This is a genomic window from Reyranella humidisoli (genome assembly GCF_019039055.1).
In the GTDB taxonomy this organism is placed as follows: domain Bacteria; phylum Pseudomonadota; class Alphaproteobacteria; order Reyranellales; family Reyranellaceae; genus Reyranella; species Reyranella humidisoli.
The window spans coordinates 52,187-67,651 of record NZ_JAHOPB010000004.1 but is presented as its reverse complement, the minus strand read 5'-3'; the positions used below and the strand labels follow the sequence as shown (position 1 = coordinate 67,651).

Sequence of the window (15,465 nt, the reverse complement as noted above, 5' to 3'; positions counted from 1 at the left end):
AATACGCCGAGATGCGAAATGGGTTTACGTAGGTGTGGCGTTACGTCAGCCGCTCGTAGCCGGGACGATCAGCACCTTGTCCGCCTTGAGCTTCTCGATCGCCTCGTCGCTGAGGCCGGCCTCGCGCAGGACCTCGACGCCGTCGTTGCCCAGGGGTGGGGCGTGGCGGCGGAACTCGACCTTTGTCTTCTCGAAGTCGAGCGGGCTGGCGAAGGTGGTGATCGGCCCCTCGGTCGGATGCTCGCGCTCGGTGAAGAAGCCGGTGGCCTTGAGATGCGGGTCGTCCTTCAATTCTTCCAGGGTGCGTACAGGCATGGCGGGGATGTCGGCTTCGTCGAACATGTCGAGCCATTCCTGCGTCGGGCGATGCTTCAGCAGCTCGGCCAGCACCTGGTAGAGCTCGCTGAAGTGCTTGGCGCGCTCCATGCGGTCGACGAACCTCTTCTCCTTCGCGAGATCGGGCCGCTCCGCCAGCTCGAAGAACTTGATCCAGTGCGCGTCGGTATAGGGCAGCGCGCAGATGTAGCCGTCCTTCGTCGGAAACGGATGGCGGAACTTGTTGATGATGCGGTCGTAGCCCATCGGCGCGCGCTCGGGGTTCCACGTGGCGCCGAACAGGTGCTCGGTCAGCCAGAACGAGGCCAGCGTCTCCAGCATGGGCACCTCGATCATCTGCCCCTCGCCCGTGCACTTGCGATGGTAGAGCGCGCCCAGCACGGCGATGCAGAGGTGGAGCCCGGTGGTCTTGTCGGCGATCAGGCTCGGCATGAAGCGCGGTGGCAGCCCGTCGACCCGGCTCTGCAGCGAGGCCGCGCCCGAGACACCCTGCACCAGGTCGTCGAAGGCCGGCTTGTGGCCGTAGGGTCCCTTGCGCGCATAGCCCAAGGAATAGGCGTAGATGATCGACGGGTTGATCTTCTTCAGGTCCTCGTAGCCCAGGCCCAGCCGCTCGATCGCCTGCGGCCGGCTGTTGTGGATGAAGAGATCGGCGTCCTTGATCATGTCCTTCAGCACGGCGCAGGCCGCGGGCTTCTTGAGGTCGAGGCAGATCGAGCGCTTGTTGCGGTTGGCCGCCATGTAGATCGGGCCCATGGCCGGGGCGTTGCCCAGGCTGCCGCCCGAGGCGCGCAGCAGGTCGCCTTCCGGCGGCTCGACCTTGATCACGTCGGCGCCCATGTCGGCCAGATGCTGCGTGGCGAACGGCCCCAGCAGCACGGCCGTCAGATCGATCACGCGCACGCCCTGCAATGGTCCCGGCATTTCCTCGTCCCCGCTATGACGTTTTGGTCTTAGCCAGACCGTGCCATCGCCCTTTGCGAAATGGTAGTCCTACAGTAACAACCCGTCCCGAAGCGCTTCGCGATGCGATGCGCGGGGCATTCCTGAAAGTTGGGGTTTCGTGATGGCTGGAGCGCTGGACGGTCTGCTGGTGGTGAGTGTCGAGCAGGCGGTGGCCGCCCCCTATTGCGCCGCGCGGCTGGCGGATGCCGGCGCCCGCGTGATCAAGATCGAGCGCCCCGAGGGCGACTTCGCGCGCGGCTACGATGGCTACGTGCACGGCCAGTCGAGCTACTTCGTCTGGCTGAACCGCGGCAAGCAATCCCTTACCCTGGACTTCAAGGCGAAGGACGACCTCGCCCTGCTGCACCGGCTGATCGCCAAGGCCGACGTGCTGATCCAGAACCTGGCACCGGGCGCCGCCGAGCGCGCGGGCTTCGGCTCGACCGCCATGCGCGCAGAGCACAAGAAACTGATCACCGTCGACATCTCGGGCTACGGCGACCACGGGCCCTACAGGAACCGCCGAGCCTACGACCTGCTGGTCCAGGCCGAGAGCGGGCTGGCCTCGATCACCGGCACCGAGCATGCGCCGGGCCGCGTCGGCATCTCCGCCACCGACATCGGCACCGGCATGTACGCCCATGCCGCCGTGCTGGAGGCGCTGATCGCGCGCGGCCGGACCGGCGAGGGCCGCGCCATCTCGGTCTCGCTCTTCTCCTCGATGGCGGAGTGGATGACCGTGCCGCTGCTCGGCATGGAATATTCCAACTACGAATGGCCGCGGCTCGGCCTCACCCATCCGTTCATCGCGCCCTACGGCGTCTATCCGACCTCGGACAAGGTGCCGGTCCTGATCTCGATCCAGAACGACCGCGAGTTCGAGCGTCTGTGCCACGGCGTCATCGACCGGCCGGGCCTCGAGAAGGATCCGGACTACGCCACCGGCAAGGCGCGCAACGCGCGGCGCGACGACACCAACGCCATCGTGGCCAAGAGCTTCGCCATGCAGACCTTCGAGGGTCTCTCCGCCCGCCTCGAAGCCGCGCAGATCGCCTGGGCGCGCGTCAGCAGCGTGAAGGACCTGACGACGCATCCGCAGCTTCGCCGCACCGGCTTCAATTCCATCGACGGCAAGGACGTGTCGATCCCCGCGCTCGCGGCCTCCTATACCGGCGAGCCCGAGCGGCTAGGCGACGTGCCGACGCTCGGCCAGCACAGCGAGGCGATCCGCAAGGAGTTCGCCGCCTGATGTCCGACCGGCCGACGAGCCGCCTCCTCCAGGGGATGAGGCTCGCGGCCTATGGCGGGGCCTACTTCTTCGCCGCCGGCGCCTTCATGAGCTACTGGCCGGTGTGGCTGCGCGACCGCGGTGTCAGCGACACCGAGATCGGCACGCTGTTCATGTCGCGCCAGATCGTGGCGGTGATCGCCACGCTTTCGGTCGGCTGGATCGCCCATCGGCTGGGCGGCCCGCGCGGCGTCATCGTGGCGCTGGGCATCGGCGCCATCGTGATGATGGGCGCCTACCAATTCTCCTATTCGTTCCTCGCGATCTTCGTCGTCACCATGATCTGGGGCTTCCTGTGGTCGCCCCCGATGCCGCTCTACGACGGCGTGCTGGTGACCGAGACCAAGAAGCACGGACTCGACTATGCGCGCGTGCGCATGTGGAGCTCGGTGGCCTTCATCTTCGGCACCTTCATCGCCGGCATCGCCGTCGACCGCTACGGACCGCCCTGGGTGCTCTATGTCGGCATGGCGAGCATCGTGCTGCTGGCGCCGCTGGCGCTGCTGCTGCCGGCCGCCGCGCCGCGCGCCGCCGCCGCCGCTGAGCCCGGCCATGCGCCGTTCCGTGTGGCCGACCTGCTGCGCCAGCCGGCCTTCCTGCTGTTCCTGCTGGCCTGCGGCCTCTGCCAGGCCAGCCACTCGGTACTCTACAGCTTCGGCACGCTCACCTGGCGCGGCGCCGGTATCGACGACGTGACGATCAGCGCGCTATGGGCCGAGAGCGTCGCCATCGAGATCGTGCTGATGCTGTTCGGCGGCTGGCTGCTGGGGCGGCTGGGGGTCTGCGGCCTGATCGCGCTCGGCCTCGCCGCCGGCCTGGTGCGCTGGACGGCCATGGCCTTCACGACGGAGCTCTGGGCGCTGGTGCTGCTGCAGGCGCTGCATTCCTGCACCTTCGCCGCCTGTCATCTCGGCGCCATGGCCTTCCTGCAGCGCGCCCTGCCCGCGCACGGCGCCGCCATCGGCCAGAGCCTCTACTACGCGCTGGGGACCGGTGCCACGCAGGCGGTGGTCTACCAGTTCTCCGGCATTCTCTATTCCGAGTACGGCCAGCGCGCGTTTCTGGGCATGACCGTGGTCAGCGCCATCGGCATGTGCGCCGTGATCGCGCTCGCCCGTACGTGGAACGGTGGATTGCTGGTGGGGCACACTCAAGTTCCTCTCCCCCGATAGGGGGAGAGGTTAGGTGAGGGGGTTGATCGAAGCGCCGGTGCGTTGCCCCCTCACCCAGCCTCTCCCCCTATCGGGGGAGAGGAGCATGAACGTCAGCGCGACCGACCGCGCGCCGTGACCGGCCAGATCTCGACCAGCGTGTCGCCCTTCACCACGTGAAAGCTCTCGTAGAGGTTCACGGTCGGGTCGCAGTGCGGCGGGAAGAGCACCACCTGGTCGCCCAGCTTGGGCGCCTCGCCGCCCTCCGGCGCGATCACCGCGAGATGCTCGTCGCCCATGAAGCGCGTCGTCGAGCCGTCAACGGCGCCCTTCAGGATCATCGGCGGGCCCTTCTCGGTGGCCATCGCCTTCAGGCCGGCATCGACCGTCACCATTCCCGGCTTGTTGGCGCTGACGACACGAGCGTCGATCTGCAGCGCCTGCTCGAAGGTCGGCTTGTCGAGGCCGCGCAGGTCGCAGACGTTGTAGTCGTGGTCCATGAAGACGTAGGAGCCGACCTGCAACTCGGTGAAGACGCCGAGCTTGGCGTCGATGTAGTGCGTGCCGGTGCCTGAGCCGGTGACGATGCCGGGCTTCAGCCCCGCTTCTTCCAGCTTCGCCAGGATGCCCTGCAGGTACTCCGTGCGCTCCTTGATCTCGGCGGTGCGCTGCTTGAAGTCGACGATGTGCTGGTGACGGCCGCAGTAGAACTGGACACCGGCATAGGTGAGCGAGCGATAGTTGGCGATCTTCTGCACCAGCGCGACCGTGGCCTCGGGCGAAGCGGTGCCGGTGCGGTGGATGCCCGGATCGATGTCGATGATCACGGTGAGCGGCTTGCCGGCCTTTGCCGCCGCGGCGGCCAGCGCCTCGGCGTTGTCGGGATGGTCGACCACCAGCATCAGGTCGGAGACCTTCGCGTTCAGCTCGACCAACCGCTGGATCGCCTGCGGCGTCACCACCGGCGAGGTGATGTGCAGGCTCTGCACGCCCTCTTCGCCCAGCGCCTCGGCTTCGCCCAGCTTGGCGCAGCAGACGCCGAGCGCGCCGGCCGCCATCTGGCGCCTGGCGATGTCGGCCGACTTGTGCGTCTTGGAATGCGGCCGCAGCTTCACGTTATGCGCCTTCGCGAAGTTCGCCATCTCCGCGATGTTGCGATCCAGCATGTCGAGATCGAGCACGAGGGCCGGCGTGTTGAGCGACCCGCGCGATCCCTGCTGTCCGATGAGGTGCCCGTGCAGGCGCTGTGCTTCGCTGGTCATTTCTTCTGATCTCCAGATGGCAAGGTGCGGACGACCATGGCTTCGCCGGTCGTGCCGCGGTTGACGCCGGCGCTCTTCATGAAGGTGTTGTCGCTGCCGGTGCCCCAGAGCGCGACGCCCTGGGCCAGCAGGCCGCCATCCACCTTCACCGTCTCGCCGGTGATGAAACGCGCCTCGTCGGACGCGAGGAAAGTCGCCACGTCGGCAATGTGCCCGGGCTCGCCGCGGTCGGGCCAGGGCTGCTGGCCGAACTGCTTCTCGTACTTGTCGGGCCGGCCGCGATGGACCAAGGGCGTCGAGATGACGCCCGGCGCGATGCCGACCACGCGGATGCGATCGGGGCCGAGCTCCGTGGCGACGTTCTCGATCAGGCTGATGCAGGCGGCCTTCGCCGCCGAATAGGCATGGCTGCCGCCGCCGCCCACCATGCCGGCGATCGAGGCGGTGACGAGGATCACGCCACCCCTCTTTTCTCCATTGGCGCCGTGTTCCTTCATCGCCTGCGAGGCGTGCTTCATCCCGAGGAACACCGAGCGCGTCAGCACCGCGAAGGTATAGTCCCAGTCTTCGACGCTGGTCTCGGCGATCGGCCCGAAGGCGCCGCCGACGCCGGCATTGAGGTAGGCGATGTCGAGCCGGCCGAAACGACTTTTAGCCTCGGCGACCATCGCGGCGACGTCGCTTTCCTTCGCCACGTCGCAGCGCACGAAGCCGACACTGTCGCCATGACCCTGCGCCTTCGCGACCGCCAGCGTCTCCGCACCATTGGCCTCGTTGAGGTCGGCCACGATCACCTTCGCGCCCTCGGCCAGGAAACGCATAACGGTCGCGCGGCCCATGCCGCTCGCGCCCCCCGTGACGATGGCCACCTTGCCTGCCAGTCGATTCATGCCGATCTCGTTCTCCACACCGTGCGCGCCAAAGGTCCTTCGCTTCGCTCAGGATGACAAGGAATATCGAATCTTCTCAGATCTCGATCACGCCCTCTCCGCCGGCATAGAGCTTCTCGACCAGCGCCTTGCGACGCTCCAGCGTGGCGCGCTGGTTGATGTAGCCCTTGTCGGTGATTTCCTGGCCGTCGACCTGTGGCGGCTCGGTCATCAGCAGCACGCGCTTCACGCGCATCGAGGAGCCGCGGCCCTCGGCGTTCATCCGGGCAAGGCCGTTCTTCACGGTATCGACCACGGCGGGATGGGCCAGCAGTTCGGCGAGCGGGAGTTGCGCGCCGCTGTCGTTGGCAAGCTGTCGGCAGGCGGCGACATTGGGGAAACCGAGCAGGCCGACATACTCACGGTCCTGGCCGCAGACAACCGCGTCTTGCAACACCGGCGTGGCGGCGGCGATGGCCGTCGTGCGCAGCGTGCCGACCAGAACGAAGGTACCGCTGGTCAGCTTGAAATCCTCGACGACGCGGCCGTCGAAGATCAGCCCCTGCTGCGGATCGTTCGGATCGACGAAGCGGCCGGCGTCGCCGATCCTGTAGAAGCCCTCCTCGTCGAACATCTGCGCCGTGAGGTTGGGCTGCTTGTAGTAACCCGGGGTCACGATCACGCTCTTCAGCCGCAGCTCGTAGCGGCCCTCCTCGCCGGTTGGCACCATCTTGAGCTGCACGCCCGGGTACGGAAGGCCGATGAGGCCGACGCGATCGGAGGCCCAGTGCACGCTGGTCGCCGTCGGCGCGGTCTCGGTCGAGCCCCAGCCAGTGACGAAGGGAATACGATAGCCGGTGTGCTTCACCGCCAGCACCTCCATGCGATCGTAGAGATCGCCCGGCAGTGTCGCGCCGCCGTAGGAGAGTACGTTGATGTTCCTGAAGAAGCGTTTGGCGAGACTCTCGTCCTTCTCCAGCGCGGTGGCGAGCATCGCGTAGCCCGCGGGCACGTTGGAGAACGAGGTCGGCGAGACCTCGCGCAGGTTCCGCAGCGTCTCCTCGAACAGGCCGGGCAGCGGCTTGCCGTCGTCGATCCAGGTCGTGCCGCCCTCGTTCAGGTTGCCCTGGAAGGTCGCGTTGCCGCCCATCGTGTGGTTCCACGGCAGCCAGTCGAGCATGACCGGCGCGGCATCTTCCGCCTTGCGCACTCGCGCCATGCTCATCATGGCGACGTTGGCACACATCATTTCCTGCGTGTTGATGACGGCCTTGGGCATGCCGGTGCTGCCCGAGGTGAACAGAAATTTTCCAACGGTCTTCGGCCCGATCGCCGCGATCGACTTCGCGACCGCATCCGTCGCCTTCGTGGCCACCAGCTCCGACCAGGCAAGCGACTGGAAGCCTGGTGCCGGCTTCTCCACATGGACCAGCAGCACGCCTTCCAGGTTCAGCGCCGCCAGCGCACGCGCATAGATCTCGCCGTTCTGCACGAAGACCAGGCCGGGCTTCACGAGGTCGAAGACGTACTTCAGCTTGGCGTGGTCCTGGCTCATCACCGAATAGGCCGGCGACACCGGCGCGACCGGCGCGCGCGCCTGCATGGCGGCCATGGTGAGCAGCGCGAATTCGATGGAATTCGACGACAGGATCATGACCGGCCGGTCGGGCCCGAAGCCGCGGTCGAGCAGCGCCTGCGTCACCGAATCGACCTGCCTCTTGGCCTCGCCATAGCTGACCTTCAGCCAGTCGCGCGCCGGTCCACGGCGCTGCGCCAGCCAAAGCCGGTCGGGCACCTCGGCCGCCCACTTGGCCAGCAGCGCGGGGATGTGGGGGGCATAGGGCGCCAGAAGGTGGTTCGACTGCAGCACCACCGTGCCGTCGGGACGCCGCTCGACCTTGATGTCCCGGCTCAGGAATTCGATGGGCTTGAACGGAACCTGCAGTACACTGTCCAACGACGTTCTCCCCGACGCTTGTCCTGTCGCGACGATTTAGGGACGGGAACCATCGCGGGGCAAGGGAGCGTTTCGAGAGTGTCGCGCAGCAATTCGTCGGTGCCAGCACCGCCTGCATACCGCTGGCTGCAACTCTGCGCCGGCCTGCTCTGCATGATCGCGGTCGCCAACCTGCAATATGGCTGGACGCTGTTCGTCCATCCGCTTCACGAGAAGCACGGCTGGAGCCTCGGCAGCATCCAGACCGCCTTTGCGATCTTCGTGATCGCCGAGACCTGGCTGGTGCCGTTCGAAGGGTGGTTCGTGGATCGCTACGGCCCGAAACTGATCGTGTTCGGCGGCGGCGTCCTGGTGGGCGCGGCCTGGATGCTGAACTCCGTGGCCGATTCGCTGCTTCTGCTCTATCTCGGCGCGGCGCTGGGCGGCATCGGCGCGGGCGCGGTCTATGGCACCTGCGTGGGCAACGCCGTCCGCTGGTTCCCTGACCGCCGCGGCCTGGCCGTCGGCATCACCGTGGCCGGGTTCGGCGCGGGCTCGGCGCTCAGCATCATCCCGATCCAGGAGGTGATCGCCACGCGCGGCTACGAGGCCGCTTTCCTCTGGTTCGGACTGGCACAGGGACTGGTCGTGATGGTGACGGCCTGGCTGCTGCGCGCGCCGCCCGAGATCGTCGCCGCAGCAACGCCTGCACCCGCGCACCTGCCCCAGGCGGCCCGCGACGTCGGCCCGCTCGAGATGCTGCGCTCCCGCATCTTCTGGCTGCTCTACCTCATGTTCATCCTGGTCTATTCGGGCGGGCTCATGGCGACGGCCCAGATCGCGCCGATCGCGCGCGACTTCAAGGTCGCCGACGTGCCGGTGAGCCTGCTCGGGCTCACCTTGCCCGCCCTCACCTTCGCGCTGACGCTCGACCGCGTGATGAACGGCGTGACGCGGCCCCTGTGCGGCTGGATTTCCGACCGTATCGGCCGCGAGAACACGCTATTCATCGCCTTCCTGCTGGAGGGCGCCGGTATCTGGGCGCTATGGGTGTACGGTCAGGATCCCCTGCTGTTCGTGGTGCTGGGCGGCATCGCCTTCTTCGCCTGGGGCGAGACCGCGAGCCTGTTCCCGGCGATCTGCACCGACACGTTCGGCATGAAGTACGCGACGACGAACGCCGCGCTTCTCTACACCGCCAAGGGCACCGCCTCGCTGCTGATCCCGCTCGCGAGCTTCTACGTGGCCGAGACGGGGAGCTGGCGCGACGTGTTCCTGGCGGCGGCGCTGTTCAACTTCCTCGCCGCCTTCCTGGCCCTCGCCGCGCTGAAGCCGCTCAGGCTGCCGAAAACCGTTCATTGATCGTGCTCTTTCAGACGCCTCTCCCCGACAGGGGGAGAGGAATATGAAAAGCGATCAGGCCTTGAAGCTCGCCAGCGCCTTCTCGTCGAACTTCAAACCGAGGCCGGGCTTGTGCGGCAGGACCAACTCGCCGTTCTCGATGGCGGGCGTCTCCTCGTAGAGCGCCAGCATCCACGGCATGTACTCGACCGTGAGCCCATTCGGGCATGCCGCCACCATGTGCAGCAGCATCTCGGGCATGACGTGGCTCACTACCGGCAAGTTGAACGCCTCGGCCATCGCCGCGACCTTCATCCACTGGGTGACGCCGCCCACCCGCGCGAGGTCGATCATGACGATGTCGACCGAGCGCGCTTCTATCATGTGACGGAAGGGCACGATGCCCCAGACATATTCGCCGCCCGCGACCGGCGTCCTGAGTGCCGCCGTGACCCGTGCGAGGCCCGCGTAATCGTCGGCCGCCGTCACGTCCTCGAGCCAGAACAGGCCCACGTCCTCGATGCGCGAGCCGATGTCGATCGCCTGCTCGGGCCGCCAGCGCTGGTTGATGTCGCACATCAGCCTGACGTCCGGGCCGATCGCATCGCGCACCACCCGCACGCGGCGCACCTCTTCGGCCGGGGTCGGATTGCCGGGCAGCGCCATCTGGGTCTTCATCTCGCGGAAGCCCTTCTGCAGCAGGGTGCGCGCCGCCTGCTGGGCCTGCTTGTCGGTCAGGCCGCGGCGCAGCGAGCCCGACGCGTAGGTCGGGATGCGGTCGCGGTGGCCGCCCAGCAGCTTCCACAGCGGCTGGTCGAGCGCCTTGCCCTTGATGTCCCACAGCGCCGTGTCGATCGCCGAGAGGGCGAGCGTGAAGATGCCGGCCGGGCCGCTGTCGCCCGCTGCCTTGCGCAGCTTCTGGACGATATGCTCGATCCGCATCGGATCCTCGCCCACCGTCAGCGCCGCGAGTTCCTCGACCGCGGCATGCAGGCTGCGGCTCATCCGGCCGCCATAGAGCGTGACGCCGATGCCCTCGATGCCGTCGTCGGTGCGCAGGCGCAGTGCCACTGCAGGCCGTGTGCGGCCCGCCTCCTCCGGCATGTTGGCCAGCGGGTCATCTTCGGGGACCTTGAGCGCCAGTGCCTCGAAACCTGTGATCTTCATTGCGTCTTGTTCTCTCTCCACAGACCGCGATCCGAAACCCGTCTGCGACCTGAATGCCCGTTCACATTGCACCCATTTTCGGCCAGAGTCCGCCGCAGCACAAAGGGAGAGAGCGATGGACTTCGAATACTCGGACCGCAGCAAGGCGCTGCTCGAGAAACTCAACAAATTCATGGACGAGGTCATCTACCCGGCCGAGCCCATCTACGAAGAGCAGATGGAGAAGGCCAAGGATCGCTGGCAGCTCCCGCCGATCATCGAGGAGTGCAAGGCCGAGGCGAAGAAGCGCGGCCTGTGGAACATGTTCCTGCCGGCCGACCGCGAGACCGGCGACACGCACGGCACGATGGGCCTCAGCAACCTGGAATACGCGCCGATCTGCGAAGTGCTGGGCCGCTCGTCGATCGCCTCCGAGGCGGTCAACTGCTCGGCGCCCGACACCGGCAACATGGAAGTGTTCGCCCGCTACGGCACCGCGGAGCACAAGGAGAAGTGGCTGAAGCCGCTGCTGAACGGCGACATCCGCTCCTGCTTCGCCATGACCGAGCCGGCCGTTGCCTCATCCGACGCGCGCAACGTCGAGTGCCGCATCGAGTCCGACGGCAACGACTATGTCATCAACGGCCGCAAGTGGTGGTCGTCGGGCATGGGCGACCCGCGCTGCAAGGTCATCATCCTGATGGGCAAGAGCGATCCCAACGCACCGGCCTACCGCCAGCAGTCGATGATCGTCGTGCCGCGCGACACCCCCGGCATCAAGATCGTGAAGATGCTGCACGTGTTCGGCTATGACGACGCCCCGCACGGCCATGCCGAGGTGGTGTACGACAATGTGCGCGTGCCGAAGTCGGCCATCCTGCTGGGCGAGGGCCGCGGCTTCGAGATCGCCCAGGGCCGTCTCGGACCGGGTCGCATCCATCACTGCATGCGTGCGATCGGCGTCGCCGAGCGCGCGCTCGAGATGGCGATCAAGCGCGCCAAGAGCCGCGTCGCCTTCGGCCAGCGCATCTCCGAGATGGGCGTGACCAAGGCCCATGTCGCCGACATGCGCATGGAGATCGACATGGCCCGCCTGCTGGTCCTCAAGGCCGCCTGGGCGATGGACAAGTTCGGCAACAAGGAAGCCCGCCAGCAGATCGCGATGATCAAGGTGGCGGTGCCGAACATCACCTCGAAGGTCGTCGACCGCTGCTTGCAGCTGCATGGCGCCGGCGGCGTCAGCCAGGTGTTCAAGCTCGCGAGCATGTACGCCCACCAGCGCACCCTGCGCCTGGCCGACGGTCCGGACGAGGTGCATCGCGACCAGGTTGGCCGTCTCGAGATCGCCAAGTACAACTAGGTCCCTCACCGGGACGGAACGAGGCGCGATCCCCCGGGATCGCGCCTTTTTCTTTTGGGCAATGCGAAGACGAAAGGTCCCTCGCTGCGCTCGGGATGACAATGGTTTTTGGATCGGCGCACTGCGTCAATCACAGCAATGGTGTCATCCTGAGCGCAGCGAAGGACCTTTAAGCCGACGCCAGACGCAGGAGACAGACAGCGTGGACACTCCGAAGAAGAACCCGCACGTCACCGAGCATCTCGCCAACGAACGCACGTTCCTGGCCTGGATACGGACGGCGATCGCGGTGATGACGCTGGGCGTCGCCATCAACCGCTTCGCGCTCTTCCTGATGGAGATCCACCAGGTCCTGCCGGAGGTGCGCCACCTCGCCAACCGCCATGTCGAGAAGCTCGGCATCGGCCTGGTGATCCTGGGCATCGTCATGCTGGTCGGCGCGACCTGGCACTATCTCCATGTCGGCCGCACCATCGAGGACGAGACCTACCGGCCGGCCAACAAGGTAATGGTCGGCACCGCCATCCTGATCATCGTGGTCGGCGGCTCGGCCCTAACCTGGCTGTTCTAGGCGCGTGGCCGCGCGGGCGGACTAGCGAGGAGAAGGCGCCGACTGCGGCGCGGCGGGCGGGCCGTCGGGCATGTCGAGCAATTCGCTCTCCGGCGCACCGGCCTCGTACGCTTTCGCGAGAACCTCGGGATCGAAGGCGACGCCGATCGGATTCTTCCTGAACGCCTCGGTCTGGAAGTAGGCCGCGGTCGCCTCCTTCGTGGGATAGCGGTCGACCTGCAGCTCCACGCCGTTTCCGTCGGGGTCGCGATAGTAGATCGACACGGTCGGCCCATGATGGATGCAGCGCGACGGCTCGATTCCCAGCGCCTTCACGCGGCGCCAGGTCGAGAGCAGCGCGCCGATGTCGGCCAGCGTGTAGGCCACGTGCGCCAGGCCCGAGGTCTTGTCATCCGGCGCCTTCAATCCCGCCAGGTTCACGATGCCCAGGCGATGATGCTCGTCGTCGTAGGTCAGGAAGCAGATGTAGTCGGTGCGCTGGACGATGCGCATGTTCAGCACCGCCGAGTACCAGTCGATCATCGGCTGCACGTTCGAGGAACGCAGCACGAAGTGGGCGAACAGCACGGGCGTCGCGGGCTCGGCGCTGAGCGTCCGGCGGCGCGCGGTTTCGATCACAGTGTCCATGGCGACCTCCTGCCCCAGTCTAGGCCTCCTTATGCGGCGCCGGGAGCCCTTGCGGATAAACTTACTGACTGGTAAGTTACTTATATGAGCAACGCCAAGCAGCGCCGCGCGCCCGCCGAGCGGCCGCAGGAAATCCTCGAGGCGGCCCTCGCCCAGTTCGTGGAAACGGGCTTCGCCGGCACGCGCCTCGACGATGTCGCCCGGCGCGCCGGGCTCTCGAAGGCCGCGATCTATCTCTATTTCGAGGACAAGACCGCCCTGTTCAAAGGCGTGGTGCAGCATGCCGTCGCCAGCAATGTCGGCCGGATGGAGGCCATGCTCGCGGACCATCGCGGGCCGGTCGCGCCGCTGCTGCCGCGCATCCTGGAATTCATGGCCGACCGCATCGAGCATTCGCCCATGGCGGCTGTCGCCAAGCTGGTTCTCTCCGAATCGCGCGCCTTTCCCGAGATCGGCCAGTTCTACCTGAAGGAAGTGATCGGCCGCGGCCTGCCGCTGATGGAGCGGCTGATCAAGCGCGGCATGGAGCAAGGTGAGTTCCGCAAGGTCGATGCGTTCCTGACCGTCCGCTCGATGATGAGCCCCATGCTGCTCGCCATCCTGTGGCGCACCGTGTTCGAGCCGATCGGCGCCGACAAGCTCGATGTGCAAGCCCTTGCCCGCCATCACGCCGACCTCATGCTGCACGCCCTTCGTCCCGCGGCGGGAGACGTCGCATGAAACGCGCCCCGCTGGTCGTCGTCGTGGCCCTCGTGGCCGCGCTGCTCGTCTCCTACGTCGTCTGGGGCGACCGTCTGCTGCTGATGGTCGGTATCGGCACGGATGACGGGCGCTATCTCGGCTATGTCGAGGGCGAAACCAGCCTGATCGCGCCGCCGATCGCCGGACGGCTGATCGAACGCCCCGTCGAGCGCGGCGGGCGCGTGAAGAAGGGCGACCGCCTGTTCGTCATCGATCCCGTCACCGCGCGAGCCGAGGTAGCCCGCGCCGAGGCGATGCTGGCCGAGGCCAAGGCGCGTCACCAGAACATGCTCACGGGCAAGCGACAGGAGGAGCAGGACGTGATCCGCGCCCAGCGCCGCGAGATCGAGGCGGCGCTGGTGCAGGCCGAGACCGAGCTGAAGCGGCAGACCGAACTGGTGGCGCGCAATATCTCGACCCATCAGGCCTTCGAACAGGCCGATTCGCAGGTCCGCCAGCTGCGCTCGCGCGCGGCATCGCTCGAGGCGCAGGAGCGGGTCGGCGACCTCGCCGCGCGGCAGAGCGAGATCGCGGCCGCGGCCGCACTGATCGAGCAGAACCAGGCCAACCTCGCGCAGGCGCAGAAGCGCCTCGAGGACCTGATGCCGGTCGCGCCCGAGGATGCGCTGGTCGAGAACACCTTCTTCAATATCGGCGAATGGGTGCCTGCGGGCTCGCCCGTAGTGTCGCTGCTGCCAGACTTCCGCGTGAAGCTGCGCTTCTTCGTGCCCGAGGAAGAGGTGGCGCGCGCCCGGACCGGCCGCGAAGTCTCCTTCACCTGCGATTCCTGCCCGGCCGGGCTCAGGGCGACGATCATCTACGTCTCGCCGCGCGCCGAATACACGCCACCGGTGATCTACTCGCAGAGCGCGCGGACGAAGCTCGTCTTCCTGGTCGAAGCGCGGCCCACGAATGCGAGCACGCCGCTGCCGCCCGGCCTGCCGGTCTCGGTCGAGCCGCTCCCATGACGCTCGCCATCGACGTCCACGACCTGGTGAAGCGCTATGGCACGCGCACGGTCGTCGACAGGTTCAGCCTCTCCCTCGAACGGGGCCGCATCTGCGGCTTCCTGGGGCCCAACGGATCGGGCAAGACGACGACCCTCCGCATGATCTGCGGCCTGCTGACGCCCGACGGCGGCGGCGGCACCTGCCTCGGCTACGACCTCGTGCGCGACCGCGAGGAGATAAAGCGCCAGACCGGCTACATGACGCAGCGCTTCGGTCTGTACGAGGATCTCACCATCCGAGAGAACCTCGAATTCGTCGCCCGCGTCTACGGCCTCGACCGTCTCAAGGACCGGATCGACCGGTCGCTCGAGCGGCTCGCCCTCACGACGCGCCAGGGCCAGCTCGCGGGCTCCCTGTCGGGCGGCTGGAAGCAGCGGCTGGCACTCGCCGCCTGCGTTCTGCACGAGCCCAAGCTGCTGCTGCTCGACGAGCCGACCGCCGGCGTCGATCCCAAGGCACGCCGGGCCTTCTGGGACGAGATCCACGCCTACGCCGCCGACGGCATCACCGTGCTGGTCTCGACGCATTACATGGACGAAGCCGAGCGCTGTCACGAGATCGCCTACATCGCCTATGGCGCGCTGATGGCACGCGGCACCGCCCACGACATCATCCGCCAGTCCGGCCTCTCCGCGTTCATCGCCAGCGGCGCCGGCGCCGACCGGCTGGCCGCGAAGCTGCGGGAGGCGCCGGGCGTCAGCGCCGCCGCCGCCTTCGGCACGACCCTCCATGTCTGCGGCCCCGACCGCGCGGCACTCGAACGGGCGATCGCGCCCTGGCGCGGCGATCCCGGCATCGCCTGGGAAGAAGCCGAGCCGACGCTGGAAGACATCTTCATTCACCTTATGGGACGGGCGCAGGACAATGCGCCCGGTGGCTGAC

At 67.2% G+C, this 15,465-nt stretch carries 14 protein-coding genes; 8 read left to right on the top strand and 6 right to left on the bottom strand.

The features are described from left to right. Positions 1-45: 45 nt before the first annotated feature. The gene (locus KQ910_RS26110) at positions 46-1,260 is read right to left on the bottom strand and encodes a CaiB/BaiF CoA transferase family protein (RefSeq protein WP_216966929.1); all 1,215 of its coding nucleotides are present in this window, start codon (positions 1,258-1,260) and stop codon (positions 46-48) included. Between the two features lie 142 nt (positions 1,261-1,402). Between KQ910_RS26110 and KQ910_RS26105 the strand changes: the two genes are divergently transcribed. After that, positions 1,403-2,530, top strand: a complete 1,128-nt coding sequence (locus tag KQ910_RS26105) for a CaiB/BaiF CoA transferase family protein (RefSeq protein WP_216966926.1) — start codon at positions 1,403-1,405, stop codon at positions 2,528-2,530. Next, positions 2,530-3,741: an MFS transporter gene (locus tag KQ910_RS26100; RefSeq protein WP_216966923.1), complete on the top strand. Its 1,212-nt coding sequence runs from the start codon at positions 2,530-2,532 to the stop codon at positions 3,739-3,741. Before KQ910_RS26105 ends, KQ910_RS26100 begins: the two co-directional genes overlap by 1 nt. A gap of 92 nt (positions 3,742-3,833) precedes the next feature. Here the strand turns inward: KQ910_RS26100 and KQ910_RS26095 are convergent, their stop codons facing one another. The 3 genes from KQ910_RS26095 to KQ910_RS26085 form a co-directional block, all read right to left on the bottom strand. Then, a complete protein-coding gene (locus KQ910_RS26095; protein ID WP_216966920.1) occupies positions 3,834-4,982 on the bottom strand; it encodes a DSD1 family PLP-dependent enzyme in 1,149 nt (382 codons plus the stop codon). Continuing rightward, the gene (locus tag KQ910_RS26090) at positions 4,979-5,872 is read right to left on the bottom strand and encodes an SDR family NAD(P)-dependent oxidoreductase (RefSeq protein ID WP_216966917.1); all 894 of its coding nucleotides are present in this window, start codon (positions 5,870-5,872) and stop codon (positions 4,979-4,981) included. Before KQ910_RS26090 ends, KQ910_RS26095 begins: the two co-directional genes overlap by 4 nt. Positions 5,873-5,948: 76 nt before the next feature. Further along, positions 5,949-7,808 (bottom strand): AMP-binding protein, encoded by a 1,860-nt coding sequence (locus KQ910_RS26085; RefSeq protein ID WP_229601030.1) that lies wholly within the window; start codon positions 7,806-7,808, stop codon positions 5,949-5,951. 78 nt (positions 7,809-7,886) lie between these two features. Between KQ910_RS26085 and oxlT the strand changes: the two genes are divergently transcribed. Next, on the top strand, positions 7,887-9,149 hold the full coding sequence (oxlT, locus tag KQ910_RS26080; RefSeq protein WP_216966914.1) for an oxalate/formate MFS antiporter: 1,263 nt from the start codon (positions 7,887-7,889) through the stop codon (positions 9,147-9,149). Between the two features lie 54 nt (positions 9,150-9,203). Here oxlT and KQ910_RS26075 read toward each other — a convergent pair whose 3' ends face one another. Continuing rightward, complete coding sequence (locus KQ910_RS26075; protein ID WP_216966911.1) at positions 9,204-10,295, bottom strand: mandelate racemase/muconate lactonizing enzyme family protein; 1,092 nt, start codon at positions 10,293-10,295, stop codon at positions 9,204-9,206. Positions 10,296-10,410: 115 nt separating this feature from the next. Here KQ910_RS26075 and KQ910_RS26070 point away from each other — a divergent pair, with 115 nt between their 5' ends. Both KQ910_RS26070 and KQ910_RS27080 read left to right on the top strand, forming a co-directional pair. Continuing rightward, entirely contained in the window at positions 10,411-11,634 is a 1,224-nt protein-coding gene (locus tag KQ910_RS26070; protein ID WP_216966908.1) for an acyl-CoA dehydrogenase family protein, read from the top strand. A 202-nt stretch (positions 11,635-11,836) separates the two neighbouring features. Further along, complete coding sequence (locus KQ910_RS27080) at positions 11,837-12,205, top strand: YidH family protein (protein WP_216966905.1); 369 nt, start codon at positions 11,837-11,839, stop codon at positions 12,203-12,205. Between the two features lie 21 nt (positions 12,206-12,226). Here KQ910_RS27080 and KQ910_RS26060 read toward each other — a convergent pair whose 3' ends face one another. Then, complete coding sequence (locus tag KQ910_RS26060) at positions 12,227-12,832, bottom strand: VOC family protein (RefSeq protein ID WP_216966901.1); 606 nt, start codon at positions 12,830-12,832, stop codon at positions 12,227-12,229. Between the two features lie 84 nt (positions 12,833-12,916). Between KQ910_RS26060 and KQ910_RS26055 the strand changes: the two genes are divergently transcribed. From KQ910_RS26055 to KQ910_RS26045, 3 genes are read left to right on the top strand one after another with little or no spacing between them, the layout of a single operon-like run. After that, entirely contained in the window at positions 12,917-13,552 is a 636-nt protein-coding gene (locus KQ910_RS26055) for a TetR/AcrR family transcriptional regulator (protein WP_216966898.1), read from the top strand. Continuing rightward, positions 13,549-14,541: an HlyD family secretion protein gene (locus KQ910_RS26050; protein ID WP_216966895.1), complete on the top strand. Its 993-nt coding sequence runs from the start codon at positions 13,549-13,551 to the stop codon at positions 14,539-14,541. The genes KQ910_RS26055 and KQ910_RS26050 overlap by 4 nt, the downstream gene beginning before the upstream one ends. Further along, positions 14,538-15,464, top strand: coding sequence for an ABC transporter ATP-binding protein (locus tag KQ910_RS26045; RefSeq protein ID WP_216966894.1), 927 nt, complete (start codon positions 14,538-14,540; stop codon positions 15,462-15,464). The genes KQ910_RS26050 and KQ910_RS26045 overlap by 4 nt, the downstream gene beginning before the upstream one ends. Position 15,465: the final 1 nt, after the last annotated feature.

Excerpts from the sequence above, each read along its gene's own strand:
- KQ910_RS26100 (WP_216966923.1), top strand. The coding sequence starts at position 2,530 with ATGTCCGACCGGCCGACGAGCCGCCTCCTCCAGGGGATGAGGCTCGCG.
- KQ910_RS26075 (WP_216966911.1), bottom strand. The coding sequence starts at position 10,295 with ATGAAGATCACAGGTTTCGAGGCACTGGCGCTCAAGGTCCCCGAAGAT.
- KQ910_RS26095 (WP_216966920.1), bottom strand. The coding sequence starts at position 4,982 with ATGACCAGCGAAGCACAGCGCCTGCACGGGCACCTCATCGGACAGCAG.
- KQ910_RS26050 (WP_216966895.1), top strand. The coding sequence starts at position 13,549 with ATGAAACGCGCCCCGCTGGTCGTCGTCGTGGCCCTCGTGGCCGCGCTG.
- KQ910_RS26070 (WP_216966908.1), top strand. The coding sequence starts at position 10,411 with ATGGACTTCGAATACTCGGACCGCAGCAAGGCGCTGCTCGAGAAACTC.
- KQ910_RS26090 (WP_216966917.1), bottom strand. The coding sequence starts at position 5,872 with ATGAATCGACTGGCAGGCAAGGTGGCCATCGTCACGGGGGGCGCGAGC.
- KQ910_RS26110 (WP_216966929.1), bottom strand. The coding sequence starts at position 1,260 with ATGCCGGGACCATTGCAGGGCGTGCGCGTGATCGATCTGACGGCCGTG.
- KQ910_RS26060 (WP_216966901.1), bottom strand. The coding sequence starts at position 12,832 with ATGGACACTGTGATCGAAACCGCGCGCCGCCGGACGCTCAGCGCCGAG.
- KQ910_RS26055 (WP_216966898.1), top strand. The coding sequence starts at position 12,917 with ATGAGCAACGCCAAGCAGCGCCGCGCGCCCGCCGAGCGGCCGCAGGAA.
- KQ910_RS26105 (WP_216966926.1), top strand. The coding sequence starts at position 1,403 with ATGGCTGGAGCGCTGGACGGTCTGCTGGTGGTGAGTGTCGAGCAGGCG.
- KQ910_RS26045 (WP_216966894.1), top strand. The coding sequence starts at position 14,538 with ATGACGCTCGCCATCGACGTCCACGACCTGGTGAAGCGCTATGGCACG.